Source organism: Aeromonas sp. TECH754, assembly GCF_056279295.1.
The window spans coordinates 4,247,501-4,264,653 of sequence record NZ_JBWBRA010000001.1 but is presented as its reverse complement, the minus strand read 5'-3'; the positions used below and the strand labels follow the sequence as shown (position 1 = coordinate 4,264,653).

Genomic DNA, 17,153 nt, shown 5'->3' with positions numbered 1-17,153 from the left:
CAATGCCTATGAAAAAAGTCGATTTGGCCAAGATAACCCTGGGGGTGCTGTTCCTCAGTCTGCTCATCATCTCGTGCTTCATGGTGCTGCGCCCCTTCCTGCCCGCGTTGGTGTGGGCCACCATGATCACCATCGCCACCTGGCCGCTGATGCAGATGGCCCAGCGACTGCTGTGGGGCAAGCGGGCCCTGGCCGCCCTGCTGATGAGCAGCATACTGCTGCTGATGTTTGTCATTCCCCTGTTCATGGCCCTGGCCAACGTGGCGGAGAAGGCCCCCATGCTGATCGCGCTTGGCACCGAGTTGAGTCACTCGCCGCCTCCCGCGCTGCTCTGGTTGCAGCAGTTCCCGCTGGTGGGTGGCAAGCTGTATGAGTTCTGGCAGCAGATACTGGCGAGCGGTGGCCAGGTGCTGTTCGCCAAGCTGGCCCCCTATTTCGGCCAGACCGCTCGCTGGCTCGCCTCACAGGCCGGCAACCTCGGCCTGCTGTTCGTCCACTTCCTGCTGACGGTGGCCATCTGCGGCCTGCTCTACCACTCCGGGGAGAAGGCGGCGGACGGCATTCGTCGCTTCGCCCACCGGCTGGCAGGCCAGCGCGGTGACAACGCCGTCGTGCTGGCCTCCCAGGCCATCCGGGCCGTCGCCATGGGGGTGGTGGTCACCGCCCTGGTGCAGTCATCGGTGGCCGGGCTCGGCCTGATGATCGCGGGCATTCCCTACACCATGATTCTGGTGGTGCTGATGTTCCTGCTGATCGTGGCCCAGATAGGCCCCTTCCCGGTACTGATCGCCAGCGTCGGCTACCTCTACTGGAGCGGCGACACCACCTGGGGCACCTTCCTGCTGGTGTGGTCCCTGCTGGCGGGCACCATGGACAACTTCCTGCGCCCCTTCCTCATCAAGCGCGGTGCCGATCTGCCGCTCATCCTCATTCTGGTGGGGGTTATCGGCGGCCTGCTGGCCATGGGCATCATCGGCCTCTTCATCGGCCCCGTGGTGCTAGCGGTGGGCTACACCCTGCTGGATGCCTGGATCAAGGAGGAGGATCACCAGAGCAGCGACAAGGCGCTGGCGCCTCCCCAGGGCAAACAGATGCCATGATGCAAGACGCCGCCCAATGGGCGGCGTTTTTCTTTCAAGATCAACGGCTGTGCTCCGGCAGTTTGAAAGAGCCAGCATCCGCCTAGAACCAAAGTTCGAACTCCTTGGCCCAAATCCGAACCAGGGTTCGAGCCACCACCGCCTCCCCCCTACCCTCCCGAATCGCCGCCCGCCACAATACCTCCACCATTTCGGAGGTACAGAAGATGAACGAACTGAGAGCAACACGCGCCCTGATCACCGGTGGCGCAAGCGGGATAGGGCTGGCCATCGCCGAGGCACTGGCCCGTGAGGGCGTGGAGCTGATCCTGGCCTCCCGTCGCCAGTCATTGCTGGAGCAGGAGTCTGCACGCCTTAGCGCCCAATACGGGGTGAAGGTGCTGCCGCTGGTGCTGGATGTGTGCGACGGCGCCCAGGTGCGCGCCCAGCATGCACAGGCCAGCGCATTGCTCGGCCCCATCGATCTGCTGATCAACAACAGCGGGGTCGGCAGCGACTATCTGGTGCAGGATCTGCCGGAATCCGAGTGGGACAGGGTGATGAACACCTGCGCCAGGGGGACCTTTCTGCTGACTCAGGCCTGCCTGCCGGACATGCTGGCCCGGCGCCACGGCACCATCATCAACATCGCCTCCCAGGCCGCCAAGAACGGTTATGCCAGGGCCAACGTCTACTGCGCCGCCAAGTTTGCGGTGCTGGGATTCGCCAAGGCGCTGCGCGAAGAGGTGCAACATCAGGGCATACGGGTGCATACCCTCTGTCCCGGTCTGGTGCAGGTACCGCCCCCGGCCTGCCCTAGTGAGCGCAAGCCCGGCTGGTTGCAGGTGGAGGATCTGGCCGAGGCAGTGCTCTACACCTTGCACCAACCCGCCCACGTGCAGCTCGACGAGATCGGCATGACGGGGATCTGACCCAGTCGCGCCATAGGACGACAGCAATGATATGGGGCGCCGAGGCGCCCCATGTGGTATTTCACGCTGTTATTGCCAGCTGTGGCGAAATATCAGGCAGGTTGATGCAGGGTAATACAGTGGATACCACCACCACCGGCGGCCACAGGATCTATGTCTATCTGCACGACCGTCCGACCCGGATAGAGGCGGGCCAGCAGATCCCGGCAATGACGGTCGGCCTTGGCATCCCCGAACTGGGGTGCGATGACGGCGCCGTTGATGGGCAGGTAGTTGATGTAACCGGCGGCAAAGTCCGGGCTGCGGCTGAATTTATTGTCTCGCCCACCCAGCGGGGGCGGCAGCTGATGCAGCTCCAGCTTGTTGCCATCGGCGTCCGTCGCCTGCTGCAAGATGGCCAGGTGCTGACGGGTCACCTTGTAGTCGTAGGAGTCGGGATCGTTGTCCATGTTGATCACCACCACCCCGGGGCGCACGAAGCGGGCGTAGAAGTCCACGTGGGCATCCGTGATGTCACGGCCCTTGATCCCCGGCAGCCAGATGATCTTGCGCAGCCCCAGGTTGGCCTTGAGCTCCGCCTCCACCTGCGCCTTGGTGAGGCCAGGATTGCGGTTGCTGTTGATCCAGCTGCTCTCGGTCATGATGGCGGTGCCGTTGCCGTCCACCTCTATGCCGCCCCCCTCGCCGATAAGATCGCTTTGCAAATAGTGGGCATCCGTCTGCCGGCCCACCAGGGCGGCAACCCTGGCGTCATAGCTGTGCTCCTGCTTGTCGCCCCAACCGTTGAAGTTGAAGTCCATCAGTCCGAGCGCGCCCTGCTCATCCTGCACGAAGACACCGCCGGTATCCCGCAGCCAGATGTCGTCCAGCTCGGCGTTGATGAAGCGGGTGTTGTGCTCACCGCACAGCTGGCGCGCCAGATCCTCTTCCTCCTCGTGACAGAGCACGCACACCTGGGTGTAGGGGGTCATGGCCTTGACCAGCCGGCCAATGGTGGCCTGCACATCCTTGTAGTTACGACCCCAGATCTCGCTGTTGGCGCCGAAGGCCACCCAGACCTGGGCCTGGGGCGAGGATTCTTCCGGCATATGGTAGCGACCGGCGACGCTGGTCTCGCCGGCGGCGAAGGCCGAGCGGGCACCGGGCAGGCTGCCAAACCCGGCAATGGCGCCGAGGGCGACCAGCTGTTTCAATACGTGGCGTCGGGAAAACATCTTTCTACTCCTGAGGTTCAGAGGCTGCTCTTGAAGCGAGTCCAGGCTCGCATGCGGGCACGCATCTGGGATTGTGCAATGTCTTTGCCCGGAATGAGCCGCTGGTAGCTGGCCTCATCCAGGTAAATATCCGGGTTGCTCGTCATGGTGGTATCCACCATGGGTTTGGCCCTGGCACTGGCGGTCGGATAGCCGGTGCTGTTGGTGATGGCCGCCATGTTGGCCGGGCGCATCACGAAGTTGATGAAAGCGTAGGCATATTCGGGATGGGGGGCATCGGTCGGGATCGCCATGGTGTCCATCCAGACGGTGCTGCCCTCCTTCGGCAGCCGGTACTCAAAGTCGATGGTTTTGCCCGCCTCGGCGGCAGCCCGCCTGGCCTGGGTCATGTCACCGCTGTAGCCTAGCGACAGGCAGAGATCCCCATTCACCAGCTGGGTCACCGGCTGGGACTGGAACTTGCGGATAGAGGGCTTGAGCCCCTTGAGCAGGGCCAGCGCCGCCTCCAGATCGTCCGCCTTGCCGCTGCGCGGATCCCGCTTAAGGTAGTGCAGCACCACCGCCAGCACCTCGTCGGGGGAGTCGATGACAGAGATGCCGCAATCCGCAAATTTCGCGGCCAGCTCGGGCTTGAACAGCATGTCCAGGCTGTTGACTGGGGCATCCGGCATCCGCTGCTTGATCGCATCCGCATTGTAGGTGAGCCCTATGGTGCCCCAGGTGTAGGGCACCACCGCCTCCTTCGCATGGGGGTAGGCCTGCTGCAGCCGCACCAGCTCGGGGTCCAGGTCGCCGAGGTGCTGCAGCTTGCCCTTGTCGAGCGGCTGCAGGCTGCCCGCCCGCATCAACCGCTCCGCCACCGTATCGCCGGGAAAGATCAGGTCATAACCGCTGCGACCCGCCATCAGCTTGGCCTCCAGGGTCTCGCTGCTGTCCATCACGTCGTAGATGACCCGGATCCCGGTCTCCCTGGTGAAGGCGCTCAGGGTATCGGGGGCGAAGTAGTCGGCCCAGTTGTAGAGCCGCAGCACCTTCTCCTCCTGCGCCTCTGCGGCCTGGGCCCCCAGACTCAGCAGCAGGGCCAGCCCCATGGCTATCTTGGTCAGGGGGCTCATGATGGGCGCCCTCCCAAATGGCTGCGTCCGTCCAGGCTCAGCAGGGCGCCATACATCTCGGGACGGCGATCCCGATAGATCCCCCAACAGAGCCGCTCCTCGGCCATGGCGGCCAGGTCCAGCGCCTGCACCAGCACCCCCTGACTATCCCTGTCCGCCTCGGCCAGCAGCGCCCCCTTGTGATCCGTGATGAAGGAGGAGCCATAGAAGCGCATCTGCAGCTCGGGATCCTGGGTCGCCACCTCGCGGCCGATGCGGTTGGCGGCGATCACCGGCATGATGTTGGCGGCGGCATGGCCGCGCTGGGTCAGCTGCCAGTGATCCCGCGAATCGAGCGCGGCCGCCCCCGGCTCGGAGCCGATGGCAGTGGGATAGAGCAGCAGCTCGGCCCCTTGCAACGCCATGGCGCGGGCCGCCTCCGGGAACCACTGATCCCAGCAGATGCCGACCCCGATGCGGCCGGCGGCGGTGTCCCAGACCCGAAAACCGGTATCGCCCGGGCTGAAATACTCCTTCTCCTGATAGCCGATGGCGTTGGGGATATGGGTCTTGCGATAGACCCCGAGCAGGCGACCATCCGCATCCGCCATCGCCAGGGAGTTGAAGTAGGCGTTGCCGGCACGCTCGAACCAGCTGATGGGCAGCACCACTCCCAGCTCACGCGCCAGGGCCGAGAAGCGACGCAGCACCCGGCTCTGCTCGAACGACTCCGCCAGCGCCAGATGGCCGTGGTATTGCTCGATGCAGAAGTAGGGAGTGGCGAACAGCTCCTGCAACAGCACCAGGTTGGCCCCCTTGGCGGCCGCCTCCCGTACCAGGCTCTCCGCTGTGTCCAGATTGCGCTCCAGCTCCCAGCTGCAGGCAAACTGTGTGGTTGCGACGACGATATTGCTCATCCGTATACCCTCCCTGACACATGTTCCCGCTGACAGGCGACTTGTGTGGTTACGACGACCTTGCTCATGAATCTCTCCTCCCTGATCCCATCATGGCGCCTCGCCAGACTCACCCGGCGAGGCAGTCCTAATCCTTATCCCCGCAGTGGCCAGGCCGGCTGCTGCTGGGTGATGCAGTGAATGCCGCCGCCGCCGTGGGCCAGCTGGTTGATGCGCACCGGCACCAGCTGCCGCTCCGGGAAGGCGAGCCTCAGCACCTCGCCCGCCGCCTCGTCCGCCTCGACCCCATAGGCGGGCATGATGATGGCGCCGTTGGCGAGGTAGAAGTTGGTGTAGGAGGCGCAGAACACCTCGGCATCGCTGTCCACCGCCTCGCTCGCCTCGAACAGCTCGCGGCACTCGAAGGCGCGACCTCTGGCATCGGTCGCCAGGTCCAGGGCGCGGCGATTCTCCGCCACCACCCGGCCATAGGTGGAGTTGGCATCCAGGGTCGCGTCTACCAGCAGCTGGCCGGGACGGCTGAAGGCGCAGACGCCGTCCACGTGGCCGTCCGTCATGTCGCCGGTGACGTGATCCGGATCTCCCGGCAGCCAGATGGTCTTCTCGATGCCGAGCAAGCGGCCGAAGATCCCTTCGATCTCCCCCTTGTTCATGCCGGGGTTGCGGTTGCTGTTGAGCAGCACGGATTCCGTGGTGATCAGGGTGCCCTCGCCGTCCACGTGGATGGCGCCCCCCTCGTTGGCGAGGAAGCTGCCGATGCACTCCAACTCCAGGCTGTTGAGAATGCGCCGCGCCAGCCCCTCGTCCAGGCCGTGGGCCGACTTGCCCCCCCAGGCGTTGAAGCGCCAGCTGATGCCAGCGGTGCCGAGCTCGGGGTGACAGATAAAGGTGGGGCCAGAGTCCCGGCACCAGCTGTCATCCACCGGCAGAGGGATCAGGGTGACCCGATCGCCGCACAGGGCGCGGGCTTCTGCAATGGCACCGGGATCCACCACCAGATTGACCGGCTCGAAGCAGGCGATGGCCTTGACCACCCGGGCGAAGTCCTGCTGCACCTCGGCCAGGGTGACGCCCCAGCCGTTTTCCCACAGCGCCTTGTTGTGCGGCCAAACCATCCAGGTCGCCGCATGTCGACACCACTCGGCGGGCATAAACCAGCCTGTTGCCACCATTCCCAGCTCGCGCATCTCACCCTCTCTGATTAGGTACTATTAAGGTTGCTGACGATGGGAATAGACTATTCTCGCGAGCGATGGCGAACAAACGATCGATTTTCGGTAAAAGTGATAAGCGGAGCTAATCAATTATGTTCAAACACTGGCCTCCCCTCAACGTGCTGCGGGGCTTCGAGGCCGCCGCCAGGCTCGGCAGTTTTCATCAGGCGGCCCAGGAGCTGCACCTCACCCAGTCCGCCATCAGCCAGCAGATCCGCTCCCTGGAGGAGCTGCTGGGCCAGCCCCTGTTTCATCGGCAGGGGCGCTCGGTCGCCCTCACCGATGCGGGCCGGGATCTGCTGTCCACCACCCAGGATGTGTTGCTGCAACTGGCGGTGGGGATCCAGCGGCTCGAGCAGTACCGCAAGCCGAACCAGCTGGTGCTCAACACCACGACGGCCCTCGCTAGGCTCTGGTTGCTGCCCCGGCTGGCCGACTTCCATCGTCAACATCCAGAGATCGATCTCTGGCTATTCACCAGCGACGAGGCCCCCAACATGGCCGAGCAGACCATAGATCTCGCCCTGCGCAGCGACATCGAGGCCCAAGCCGAGTGCAGCCATAGAACACTGCTGGCGGATCGGCTGCTGCCGGTGGCGACCCCGGCCGTGTTGGCCCAACCCGCCGCCGAGCGCACCACGCTGCACGGGGAGCGGGAGCTGGACTGGCACCACTGGACGCTGAAAGGAGGAGAAGATCTGCAACTGCGCACCCAGGGCCTCAACTTCTCCGATCCCGGTCTGCTGCAGGACGCCGCCGGCGCCGGGCTGGGGGTGGCGCTGGTGAGCGAGCTGCTCTCCCGCCCCGCCCGCCGGCAAGGTCTGTTGCTGCCACTCTCGGCTCACCGGGTGGCCGGCCCTCGCTGGAGCCTGCTGGTACATCAGGAGAGCGAGAGCAGCCCCCAGTGCCGCGCCTTCTGCCACTGGCTGGAGCAGCAATTTGCCGAGTCGGTCGCCGCCATGGACGAGGAGACGACTCTCTGAAGCGGGTCACTGAATCCGCCGAGGGGGCGTGGTTAAATGGATGGCTTCCCCCTTGCCGGACATCGCCGTGACCCTGTCTTCCGCCCCCCAGCCACAACCGTCCTGGCCCGAACATCTGCAGGCCTCCTGGCTGCGCTGCGCCCACCAGACCAGCCGGGAACACTGGCATCCACCCCACAGCGCCAGGGGCCAGACCCTGCACAGTCTGCGCCAGCGCAAGCGGGACTTGCTCACCACCGGTGAGATGGCGCTGGAGGATCTCTAACGAATTCATGGAGGGGCGGCCCTGCGCCCTGCTGCTGACCGACGAGAGCTGCTGCCTGCTGGCCCGCACCGGCCATGGGGAAACCCTCGCCGAGCTGGAGGCGCTCGGTTTCGGCCTCGGCGCCTTCTTCAGCGAGGGGCGCATCGGCACCAATGCCATCAACCTGGCGGCCCTTGCAGGCATGCCGCTCGTCGTCAGCGGTCCCCAACACTTCAACCGTACCCTGCATCCCTGGCACTGTTGCGCCAGCCCGGTCTACAACAGCAACGGTCGTCAGGTCGCCATAGTGGCGCTGATCTGCAAGGTGGCAGTGGCGGCGGCGGGGGATCTGGCGCTCACCGTCGGTGCCGGCCGCGAGCTGGCCCACCTGCTGCAGATGGAAACCCTGATGCAGGAGTCCCAGCGCCACCTGAGCGAGCTCTACGCCCTGCTCGATGGCATGGATGACGGCGTACTGGCCTGGGATCCCCAGGGGCGGCTGCGCTACCTCAACGCACTGGCGGCCCAGCGGCTGCGGCTCGACCCGGCACTCTGCCTCGGCCAGCCGCTGGAGCGGCAGTTGCGGCTGCCCCAGCGGTTGCAACTCGCCATCGAGGGACAAGCCCCTTTAAGCCATGTGGAGCTGACCCTGGAGCGGGTGGGGGAATGGGCCAAAGAGCCGTCAGGGGAGTTCATCAACGTCCTGTTGAGCCTCAAGCCGCTGCCCGGACCGGATGGCGTCAGCTTCATCGCCCTGCTGCACCCACTCGATCGGCTGCGCGCCATCCATCAGTTGCGCCAGACGGTGCCGGAGATCGAAGCACTGGTCGGGGTATCGAGCGCCATGCGCAAACTGCTGCGCCATGCCCGCCAGGCCACCCAGAGCCAGGGGCCGGTGCTGCTGCGCGGAGAGGAGGAGGTGGGCAAGGTGCAGCTGGCGGAGGCGATCCATTTTGGCAGAGATAGCGCCGCCGGTCCCCTCATCATCCTCAACTGCCAGGCGCTGCCAAGCGAGCGGATGGCGCTGGAGCTGATGGGCTCCGACGAATCGGGCCAGGAGCGGGCCGGCAAGTTCGAGCTGGCCCACGGCGGCACCCTGGTGCTGGAGCAGGTGGAATATCTGCCCGCCCCCATGCAGGCGGCCCTGCTGCAACTGCTCAAGACCGGCCGGCTCCAGCGCTTCGACTCGGCCCGCATCCTGCCGCTCAGGGTGAGGATCATCGCCACCAGTAGCGCCGCGCTGGAGCAGCGGGTGCAAGAGGGTCTGTTTGGCCGCCAGCTGCTCTATGCCTTGCAGGCCTGTGAACTGCAAGTACCGAGCCTGCGTGAGCGCCTTGCCGACCTGCCCGCCCTCATCGACCAGCAACTGAGTGCCCAGGGGCGAGCGCCCGTCCGCCACTTCAGCCCGGCGGCCCTCGACTGCCTGCTGGCCTATTCCTGGCCCGGCAATCTGGGGGAGCTGCGCAGCGCCGTCGAGCACGCCCTGCTCCACAGTCAGGAGGGCCCCATACCGCCGCAGGCACTGCCGGCCGCCATTCGCCACGGCCATCAACTGCTGGCCGGTGAGGTGGTGGGGCAACCCCTGCTCAGTCTGGCCGAGCTGGAGCGCCAGGCCATACTACGCTGCGCCCACGCCTGTCAGGGGCAGGTCAGCCTGATGGCGCAGCACCTTGGCATCAGCCGCACCACCCTCTGGCGCAAGTTGAAGCTGTGGCAGATCACCCCGCGGAGGCAGGACTGACGGGCACTATGCGCCAGCAATAAAAAAGAGGGGCACTGGCCCCTCTCTTGTCATCACTCGTCTATCCATTCGTCCTATTCACCAAAGCGCCCCTGCGCCAGGGCCTGAAACGCCTGGATCGCCTGCTCCGCCTCGGGGCCGCTGGCCCTGAGTTCGATCTCGTCACCACAGCGCACATCCAGCATGGCGAGCCGGGTCAGGCTGCGGGGATTGACCCCCTTGTCGCCCTTGTAGAGGGTGAGCTCGGCCTCGAACGGCTTGAGTGCCGCCACCAGTTTGGCGGCTGGCCGCACGTGCAGACCGTGGGGATTGCACACCCGGTGACGCCAGCTCAGCTGAGACTGCTCGGGGGCGGCTGCCGGGATGACATTAGTGCTGGCCTCCCGCCCCTCCAGCATGGCGACCTTGGCCTGCAGACCCGCCAGCGCCTCTGCCGCCACCTCGTCGAGACCGAGGCCTGCTCCGGCCGCCACCACGGCGGCCAGAGTGCCTTCGACCAGCGGCGCCGGGCTGAGCCGCACCCTGGCACTCAGCTCGGGGGGCAGCAACTCGAGAGCGGTCTCGGCACTCAAGAGAGCACTGCCGAGATCCATCAGCACCAACACACCGCTGCCATCATCCGCCAGCTCTATCGCACTCATCACCGCGATGGCATCCGTGCCGATGGGATGCTCGGGATCATCGACCCCGGCCGCCAGCAGCAATCGGGCCGGGCTGCCCATCTGGCCGACCAGCGCCTGCAAACCCGCCGCCAGCACGGCGCTGTGAGAGACTACTACGATACCGATCATCTCATAGCCTCGCTCTGTCACGCAGGGCCGTCAGCAGCAACAGGCTGGAGGTGGCCCCCGCGTCCTGATGGCCGATGCTGCGTTCCCCCAGATAGCTGGCGCGCCCCTTGCGGGCCTGCATCTGTATGGTCGCCTCGGTACCGGCCGCCGCGGCCAGCACCGCCTTGTCCAGTGCCTCGGCCAGGGTCAGCTCCTGCTGCTGCGCCTGTTGCAACGCGGCCAGGGCCGGCCACCAGGCGTCGCACATGGTCTTGTCACCGGGTTCGGCACGGCCACGAGAGACTATCCCCTCCACCCCGTCGGCCAGCATCTTGGCGAGCTGCGCCAGGGTCAGGCTCTGGCAGGCCTCGGCGCTGGCCGCCGCCCGGATGAAGAAAGTGCCGTAGAGCGGGCCGCTGGCGCCGCCGACGGAGGAGAGCAGGGTCATGCCGGTGGTCTTGAGCACCTGGCCTATGTCTTTGTCCGCCACCGCGGGCAACTTCTCGGCGACCTTGGTGAAGCCGCGCTGCATGTTGAGTCCGTGGTCACCATCGCCGATGTCGGTATCCAGCGCGGTGAGATAGGCGCGCTGCTCGGTGAAGATGTGCTCGCAATCGAGCAGCCAGTTGACGATCTGATGCTTGCTTAACATGAGGGTAAGGGCTCCTTAGCAGCCGCGACGCAGGGCGGGGGTGTGAACGGGAGCATCCCACAGGCCCATCAGCTCGTCATCCACCTTGAGCAGGGTGATGGAGATGCCGGTCATGTCGAGGGAGGTGCAGTAGGGGCCGATCAGGTTGCGCACCAGATGGATGCCCGCCTCCTCGCACAGCACGGCGAGCCGGCCATAGACGCCGTACAGCTCGGAGATCGGGGTGCCTCCCAGGCTGTTGACCAGGGCGATGACCCGGTCGCCCGCATTCAGCGGCTCGATGAAGCTGTGCTCCTCCTGCCAACTGGCGGAGGCTCTGTCCCAATGACGCAGGGTACGGCCATAGGGGGTGTTGTCGGCCAGCTCCTTGAACATGTCGCCCACCAGGGTATCGAGATCGGTGAAGGGGCGACGGGCTATGCCGGGTTCACCGTGGATGCCGACCCCGAACTCCATCTCGTTGTCCGCCAGGGTGAAGGAAGGTTTGCCGGCTGCCGGCACGGTACAGGCATGCATGGCGACACCTATGGTGCGGCTCTGGTTGTTGATGCGACGGGCCAGCGCCTCGCAGCGAGCCAGCTCATAGCCCGCCTCGGCGGCGGCACCGACCAGCTTCTCACACAGCACAGTGGTGGCCACACCGCGACGACCGGCGGTGTAGAGGCTGTCTTTCACCGCCACATCGTCATCGATCAGGGAGAAGCCCACCTTGATCCCGTCGCCGTGCAACAGCTCCACCGCAGTCTCGAAGTTGAGCACATCGCCGGTGTAGTTCTTCACCAGAAACAACACGCCGGCGCCACCATCGACCGCCTGGCCACACTCGTACATCTGATCCGGGGTCGGTGAGGTGAAGATCTCGCCGGGGCAGGCACCATCCAGCATGCCTTTGCCCACCAGACCGCCGTGCATCGGCTCGTGACCGCTGCCACCGCCGGAGACCAGTGCCACCTTGCCCATGACGGGGGAGTCGGTACGGGTGATGTAGTGGGGCTCGATACGAACCTTGAGCTCGGGGTGGGCGGCGGCCATCCCCATCAGTTGTTCACGGACCACGGCGTCGATGGCATTGATCAGCTTCTTCATGGCTCACTCCTTTGGCTTGCCACCGCGCAGGTGACAGATGGTTGATGGAGCCAGTCTAACGGGATAAATCGGGATAAAAATGACGGTCGTTCCGGTTCGGATTTGAAACAGAAAGCGGCGTCGCTGCGTTCCAATCTGGAACGCAGCGATCCGATAAAGATGGAAACTGTTAGCCTCCTCACAACCATGAAAAAGGGCCCCCGCAGGAGCCCTTCGTCATTCAGCCGGTAATTAGATGGCCCAGCCACCGGCATAGAAGATCACCAGCGCCACGGCGATGATGACGGTGCCGGGGTTGAGCTTCTTCCACTCGGCGGCAAACAGGCGACCCACCACCAGTGCCACGAAGCCCAGCATGATGCCGGTGACTATGTTGCAGGTGAGCACGATGAAGACGGCGCACAGCATGCCGGAGAGCGCATCGACCGAGTCGCTGAAGTCCAGCTTGGTGACGTTGCCCAGCATCAGCAGACCGACGTACATCAGCGCCGGCGCGGTAGCGTAGGCCGGTACCAGGTAGCTCAGGGGGGAGAGGAAGATCATCAGCAGGAACAGCACGCCAACCAGAGTGGCGGTCAGGCCAGTCTTGCCACCGGCGGCGGTGCCGGCGGCAGACTCGATGTACACGGCTGCCGGTGCGCCACCGACCACGCCCGCCACCATGCTGCTGACGGAGTCGGCGGTCAGGGCCTTGCCACCGCTGATGATGTGGCCACGCTCGTTGATGAGGCCAGCCTGGCCCGCCACCGCACGTATGGTGCCGGTCGCATCGAACACCGCAGTCATCACCAGTGCCAGTACGGTCGGGATCACCACGGGGTTGAGGGCGCCCAGCAGATCCATGCTGCCCACCAGGGAGCCCTTCTCACCGGTCAGGCTCGGCATGGCGAAGAAGCCCTGCCAGGTCACCTTGGGATCGAAGGCAAGCCCCAGCGCGGAGATGGCGACGATCACCATCAGGATGCCGCCCGGCACCTTGCGACGCTCCAGACCGAAGATGGCGGCCAGGCCCAGCACCGTCATGATGACGGGGAAGGAGGTGACCTCACCGAGCTGAACCGGCAGACCGGCCCCTTCGTTCTTGATCACCATGCCGACGCCATTGGTGGCGATCAGCAACAGGAACAGGCCGATACCGATGCCGGTGCCGTGAGCGATACCGGAGGGCAGGTTGTCCAGGATCCACTGGCGCACGCCGGTCACGCTGATCAGGGTGAACAACACCCCCATCAGGAAGATGGCACCGAGGGCCACCGGAATGCTCAAGCCCTGCCCCAGCACCAGGCTGAAGGCGGTAAAAGCGGTGAGGGAAATCGCGCAGCCGATGGCCATCGGCAGCTTGGCCCAGAGCCCCATCAGCAAGGATCCGAAGGCGGCGATCAAACAGGTCGCCACGAATACCGGCCCCTGCTCAAACCCCGCGACACCCAGCATGTTGGGTACCACTATGATGCTGTACACCATGGCCAGGAAGGTAGTCAACCCGGCCAACAGTTCCTGGCGCACATTGCTGCCGCGCTCAGAAATGGAAAAATAGGAATCCAGCAGGCCGCCCTTCCCTGCTTGTGCGGCGATGTCTTGCGTTGCCATAACTCATCCTGAAAGTGTGAAGGAAATCGTTTGCTTTTATGGCTGCGCAAAATAGCAAGAATTTGCCGGGATTGCAGCGACTTCTCCGAGTTTTTCCACAAAGTCACACAATAAGGCCCCAGTTGTAGCCAATCAGCTCGCTTTCAGCTGAACCCGCCCGACGGAAGACTGCTTCTATACTGCAAGGGTCCAGACATCAGACCGGAGATGGCCCATGCACACTCGTAACCTGCTGAACGATATTCCCTCCCCTCTGCCCACCGAACTCTTTCAGGATCTGGTCAGCACCAATCACCTGCGGATAGAGCGCATCGTCTCCCAGGGCCACCAGACCGCGCCCGGCGAGTGGTACGATCAGGACGAACATGAATGGGTGTTGATCGTGCAGGGGGAGGCCAGCCTGCTGTTCGTTGACCCGCAGACCCAGGAACAACAACTGGTACTGCTGGGACCTGGGGATCACATCAATATTCCCGCCCGCCAGAAGCACAGAATCGAGTGGACACACCCCGAGATGACCACCATCTGGCTGTGTGTCTTCTACTGAATGGATGATGCCAGATCGCATCGTGCAGGGGATTTATGGGTGAAAACATGAGGATATGGAAGATTTCAGAAATGAAAAAAGCCCAGTCTTTCGACTGGGCTTTTAAAGTGTGGCGGAGCGGACGGGACTCGAACCCGCGACCCCCGGCGTGACAGGCCGGTATTCTAACCAACTGAACTACCGCTCCGCAATTTGGTTAGCGCTTTGCTAATTCTGCTGCCGTTCAACGAGGTGTCATCCTCTCGGCCAATGACGTGACTTTGCACATCATCGTTTAATTGGGTGCCTGGCAGTGTCCTACTCTCGCATGGCGAATGCCACACTACCATCGGCGCTACCGCGTTTCACTTCTGAGTTCGGCATGGGATCAGGTGGTTCCACGGCGCTATGGCCGCCAGGCAAAAAACTTCATCTGGAAAGCTGACGTGAATAACGACTTAGGCGTTTGCCTTGTCACTATCACTGAATTAGATAAGTAGTTCGTTCACTTGCTACAAGGCCCAGAACACTTCTTGGGTGTTGTATGGTTAAGCCTCACGGGTAATTAGTATGGGTTAGCTCAACACGTCGCCGCGCTTACACACCCCACCTATCAACGTTGTGGTCTCCAACGGCCCTTTAGGACCCTCAAGGGGTCAGGGATGACTCATCTCAGGGCTCGCTTCCCGCTTAGATGCTTTCAGCGGTTATCGATTCCGAACTTAGCTACCGGGCAGTGCCACTGGCGTGACAACCCGAACACCAGAGGTTCGTTCACTCCGGTCCTCTCGTACTAGGAGCAACTCCCTTCAATCATCCAACGCCCACGGCAGATAGGGACCGAACTGTCTCACGACGTTCTGAACCCAGCTCGCGTACCACTTTAAATGGCGAACAGCCATACCCTTGGGACCGACTTCAGCCCCAGGATGTGATGAGCCGACATCGAGGTGCCAAACACCGCCGTCGATATGAACTCTTGGGCGGTATCAGCCTGTTATCCCCGGAGTACCTTTTATCCGTTGAGCGATGGCCCTTCCATTCAGAACCACCGGATCACTATGACCTACTTTCGTACCTGCTCGACCTGTCCGTCTCGCAGTTAAGCTGGCTTATGCCATTGCACTAACCTCCTGATGTCCGACCAGGATTAGCCAACCTTCGTGCTCCTCCGTTACTCTTTGGGAGGAGACCGCCCCAGTCAAACTACCCACCAGGCACTGTCCGCGAGCCCGATTCAGGGCCCTGCGTTAGAACATCAAACATACAAGGGTGGTATTTCAAGGACGGCTCCAGCACAACTAGCGTCATGCCTTCAAAGCCTCCCACCTATCCTACACATGTAGGTTCAATGTTCAGTGCCAAGCTGTAGTAAAGGTTCACGGGGTCTTTCCGTCTAGCCGCGGGTACACCGCATCTTCACGGCGAATTCGATTTCACTGAGTCTCGGGTGGAGACAGCATGGCCATGGTTACACCATTCGTGCAGGTCGGAACTTACCCGACAAGGAATTTCGCTACCTTAGGACCGTTATAGTTACGGCCGCCGTTTACCGGGGCTTCGATCAAGAGCTTCGCTTGCGCTAACCCCATCAATTAACCTTCCGGCACCGGGCAGGTGTCACACCCTATACGTCCACTTTCGTGTTTGCAGAGTGCTGTGTTTTTGATAAACAGTCCCAGCCATCTGGTCACTGCGACTCCCAACTGCTCCATCCGCAAGGGACTTCACTGTCAAGAGCGAACCTTCTCCCGAAGTTACGGTTCTATTTTGCCTAGTTCCTTCACCCGAGTTCTCTCAAGCGCCTTGGTATTCTCTACCCGACCACCTGTGTCGGTTTGGGGTACGATGACTTGTAATCTGAAGCTTAGAGGCTTTTCCTGGAAGCAGGGCATCAATGGCTTCACCACCGTAGTGGCTTCGTCTCGTGTCTCAGCGTTGTATCTCCGGATTTGCCTAGAGATACCGCCTACGCACTTTCACCAGGACAACCGTCGCCTGGCCCACCTAGCCTTCTCCGTCCCCCCATCGCAATTACAAGTCGTGCAGGAATATTAACCTGCTTCCCATCGATTACGCCTTTCGGCCTCACCTTAGGGGTCGACTCACCCTGCCCCGATTAACGTTGGACAGGAACCCTTGGTCTTCCGGCGAGGAGGCTTTTCACCCCCTTTATCGTTACTTACGTCAGCATTCGCACTTCTGATATCTCCAGCATACCTCTCGATACACCTTCGCAGACTTACAGAACGCTCCCCTACCACTCACACATACGTGTGAATCCGCGGCTTCGGTGCCTGGTTTGAGCCCCGTTACATCTTCCGCGCAGGCCGACTCGACTAGTGAGCTATTACGCTTTCTTTAAATGATGGCTGCTTCTAAGCCAACATCCTAGCTGTCTGAGCCTTCCCACATCGTTTCCCACTTAACCAGAACTTTGGGACCTTAGCCGGCGGTCTGGGTTGTTTCCCTCTTCACGACGGACGTTAGCACCCGCCGTGTGTCTCCCGGATATTACTTACTGGTATTCGGAGTTTGCATGGAGTTGGTAAGTCGGGATGACCCCCTAGTCCAAACAGTGCTCTACCCCCAGTAGTATTCGTCCGAGGCGCTACCTAAATAGCTTTCGGGGAGAACCAGCTATCTCCGAGTTTGATTGGCCTTTCACCCCCAGCCACAGGTCATCCCCTAACTTTGCAACGTTAGTGGGTTCGGTCCTCCAGTTGATGTTACTCAACCTTCAACCTGCCCATGGCTAGATCACCCGGTTTCGGGTCTACACCTTGCAACTAGACGCCCAGTTAAGACTCGGTTTCCCTACGGCTCCCCTATACGGTTAACCTCGCTACAAAATGTAAGTCGCTGACCCATTATACAAAAGGTACGCAGTCACCCCGAAGGGCTCCCACTGCTTGTACGTACACGGTTTCAGGTTCTATTTCACTCCCCTCACAGGGGTTCTTTTCGCCTTTCCCTCACGGTACTGGTTCACTATCGGTCAGTCAGGAGTATTTAGCCTTGGAGGATGGTCCCCCCATATTCAGACAGGATGTCACGTGTCCCGCCCTACTCGATTTCACAACAAGGTCGTTTTCATGTACGGGGCTATCA

12 protein-coding genes, 1 tRNA gene, 2 rRNA genes and 1 pseudogene (1 of these 16 cut by a window edge) are annotated in these 17,153 nt (G+C 62.6%); 5 read left to right on the top strand and 11 right to left on the bottom strand.

Features of this window, described 5'->3' with window-relative positions; all coding sequences use genetic code 11:
• Positions 1–2 precede the first annotated feature (2 nt).
• Positions 3–1,100, top strand: a complete 1,098-nt coding sequence (ydiK, locus tag ACZ9IL_RS19525) for an AI-2E family transporter YdiK (RefSeq protein WP_476004938.1) — start codon at positions 3–5, stop codon at positions 1,098–1,100.
• 206 nt (positions 1,101–1,306) lie between these two features.
• On the top strand, positions 1,307–2,011 hold the full coding sequence (locus tag ACZ9IL_RS19520) for an SDR family oxidoreductase (RefSeq protein ID WP_476004937.1): 705 nt from the start codon (positions 1,307–1,309) through the stop codon (positions 2,009–2,011).
• Positions 2,012–2,103: 92 nt separating this feature from the next.
• Here ACZ9IL_RS19520 and ACZ9IL_RS19515 read toward each other — a convergent pair whose 3' ends face one another.
• The 4 genes from ACZ9IL_RS19515 to ACZ9IL_RS19500 form a co-directional block, all read right to left on the bottom strand.
• Positions 2,104–3,225 carry an agmatine deiminase family protein gene (locus tag ACZ9IL_RS19515; RefSeq protein ID WP_476004936.1) on the bottom strand — a complete coding sequence of 374 codons (1,122 nt, stop codon included), beginning with the start codon at positions 3,223–3,225 and terminating at the stop codon, positions 2,104–2,106.
• Between the two features lie 17 nt (positions 3,226–3,242).
• The gene (locus ACZ9IL_RS19510) at positions 3,243–4,340 is read right to left on the bottom strand and encodes an extracellular solute-binding protein (protein ID WP_476004935.1); all 1,098 of its coding nucleotides are present in this window, start codon (positions 4,338–4,340) and stop codon (positions 3,243–3,245) included.
• The gene (gene aguB / locus ACZ9IL_RS19505) at positions 4,337–5,236 is read right to left on the bottom strand and encodes an N-carbamoylputrescine amidase (RefSeq protein ID WP_476004934.1); all 900 of its coding nucleotides are present in this window, start codon (positions 5,234–5,236) and stop codon (positions 4,337–4,339) included. The genes ACZ9IL_RS19510 and aguB overlap by 4 nt, the downstream gene beginning before the upstream one ends.
• 134 nt (positions 5,237–5,370) lie before the next feature.
• The gene (locus ACZ9IL_RS19500; RefSeq protein WP_476004933.1) at positions 5,371–6,423 is read right to left on the bottom strand and encodes an agmatine deiminase family protein; all 1,053 of its coding nucleotides are present in this window, start codon (positions 6,421–6,423) and stop codon (positions 5,371–5,373) included.
• Positions 6,424–6,539: 116 nt separating this feature from the next.
• Here ACZ9IL_RS19500 and ACZ9IL_RS19495 point away from each other — a divergent pair, with 116 nt between their 5' ends.
• Positions 6,540–7,433, top strand: coding sequence for a LysR family transcriptional regulator (locus ACZ9IL_RS19495; RefSeq protein WP_476005383.1), 894 nt, complete (start codon positions 6,540–6,542; stop codon positions 7,431–7,433).
• A gap of 40 nt (positions 7,434–7,473) precedes the next feature.
• Positions 7,474–9,418 (top strand): annotated as a pseudogene (gene dhaR / locus ACZ9IL_RS19490) (dihydroxyacetone kinase operon transcriptional regulator DhaR).
• A 74-nt stretch (positions 9,419–9,492) separates the two neighbouring features.
• Here dhaR and dhaM read toward each other — a convergent pair.
• The 4 genes from dhaM to ACZ9IL_RS19470 all read right to left on the bottom strand — a co-directional run bounded on the left by dhaM (position 9,493) and on the right by ACZ9IL_RS19470 (position 13,516).
• The gene (dhaM, locus tag ACZ9IL_RS19485) at positions 9,493–10,209 is read right to left on the bottom strand and encodes a dihydroxyacetone kinase phosphoryl donor subunit DhaM (RefSeq protein WP_476004932.1); all 717 of its coding nucleotides are present in this window, start codon (positions 10,207–10,209) and stop codon (positions 9,493–9,495) included.
• 1 nt (position 10,210) lies between these two features.
• The gene (dhaL, locus tag ACZ9IL_RS19480; RefSeq protein ID WP_476004931.1) at positions 10,211–10,840 is read right to left on the bottom strand and encodes a dihydroxyacetone kinase subunit DhaL; all 630 of its coding nucleotides are present in this window, start codon (positions 10,838–10,840) and stop codon (positions 10,211–10,213) included.
• A 15-nt stretch (positions 10,841–10,855) separates the two neighbouring features.
• Positions 10,856–11,926, bottom strand: coding sequence for a dihydroxyacetone kinase subunit DhaK (dhaK, locus tag ACZ9IL_RS19475; protein WP_476004930.1), 1,071 nt, complete (start codon positions 11,924–11,926; stop codon positions 10,856–10,858).
• Between the two features lie 231 nt (positions 11,927–12,157).
• The gene (locus ACZ9IL_RS19470; protein WP_476004929.1) at positions 12,158–13,516 is read right to left on the bottom strand and encodes an NCS2 family permease; all 1,359 of its coding nucleotides are present in this window, start codon (positions 13,514–13,516) and stop codon (positions 12,158–12,160) included.
• 214 nt (positions 13,517–13,730) lie between these two features.
• Here ACZ9IL_RS19470 and ACZ9IL_RS19465 point away from each other — a divergent pair, with 214 nt between their 5' ends.
• Complete coding sequence (locus ACZ9IL_RS19465; RefSeq protein WP_476004928.1) at positions 13,731–14,063, top strand: cupin domain-containing protein; 333 nt, start codon at positions 13,731–13,733, stop codon at positions 14,061–14,063.
• Between the two features lie 110 nt (positions 14,064–14,173).
• Here ACZ9IL_RS19465 and ACZ9IL_RS19460 read toward each other — a convergent pair.
• The 3 genes from ACZ9IL_RS19460 to ACZ9IL_RS19450 form a co-directional block, all read right to left on the bottom strand.
• Positions 14,174–14,250 (bottom strand) — tRNA-Asp (locus ACZ9IL_RS19460).
• A 97-nt stretch (positions 14,251–14,347) separates the two neighbouring features.
• Positions 14,348–14,462: ribosomal RNA gene (gene rrf / locus ACZ9IL_RS19455) — 5S ribosomal RNA — on the bottom strand.
• Between the two features lie 124 nt (positions 14,463–14,586).
• Positions 14,587–17,153 (bottom strand): 23S ribosomal RNA (locus tag ACZ9IL_RS19450) (it continues 323 nt past the right edge of the window).

Bases quoted from the DNA above. Each gene is read 5' to 3' on its own strand.
- ydiK (WP_476004938.1), top strand. From the start codon at position 3: ATGCCTATGAAAAAAGTCGATTTGGCCAAGATAACCCTGGGGGTGCTG.
- ACZ9IL_RS19520 (WP_476004937.1), top strand. From the start codon at position 1,307: ATGAACGAACTGAGAGCAACACGCGCCCTGATCACCGGTGGCGCAAGC.
- ACZ9IL_RS19515 (WP_476004936.1), bottom strand. From the start codon at position 3,225: ATGTTTTCCCGACGCCACGTATTGAAACAGCTGGTCGCCCTCGGCGCC.
- ACZ9IL_RS19510 (WP_476004935.1), bottom strand. From the start codon at position 4,340: ATGAGCCCCCTGACCAAGATAGCCATGGGGCTGGCCCTGCTGCTGAGT.
- aguB (WP_476004934.1), bottom strand. From the start codon at position 5,236: ATGAGCAATATCGTCGTCGCAACCACACAGTTTGCCTGCAGCTGGGAG.
- ACZ9IL_RS19500 (WP_476004933.1), bottom strand. From the start codon at position 6,423: ATGCGCGAGCTGGGAATGGTGGCAACAGGCTGGTTTATGCCCGCCGAG.
- dhaM (WP_476004932.1), bottom strand. From the start codon at position 10,209: ATGATCGGTATCGTAGTAGTCTCTCACAGCGCCGTGCTGGCGGCGGGT.
- dhaL (WP_476004931.1), bottom strand. From the start codon at position 10,840: ATGTTAAGCAAGCATCAGATCGTCAACTGGCTGCTCGATTGCGAGCAC.
- dhaK (WP_476004930.1), bottom strand. From the start codon at position 11,926: ATGAAGAAGCTGATCAATGCCATCGACGCCGTGGTCCGTGAACAACTG.
- ACZ9IL_RS19470 (WP_476004929.1), bottom strand. From the start codon at position 13,516: ATGGCAACGCAAGACATCGCCGCACAAGCAGGGAAGGGCGGCCTGCTG.
- ACZ9IL_RS19465 (WP_476004928.1), top strand. From the start codon at position 13,731: ATGCACACTCGTAACCTGCTGAACGATATTCCCTCCCCTCTGCCCACC.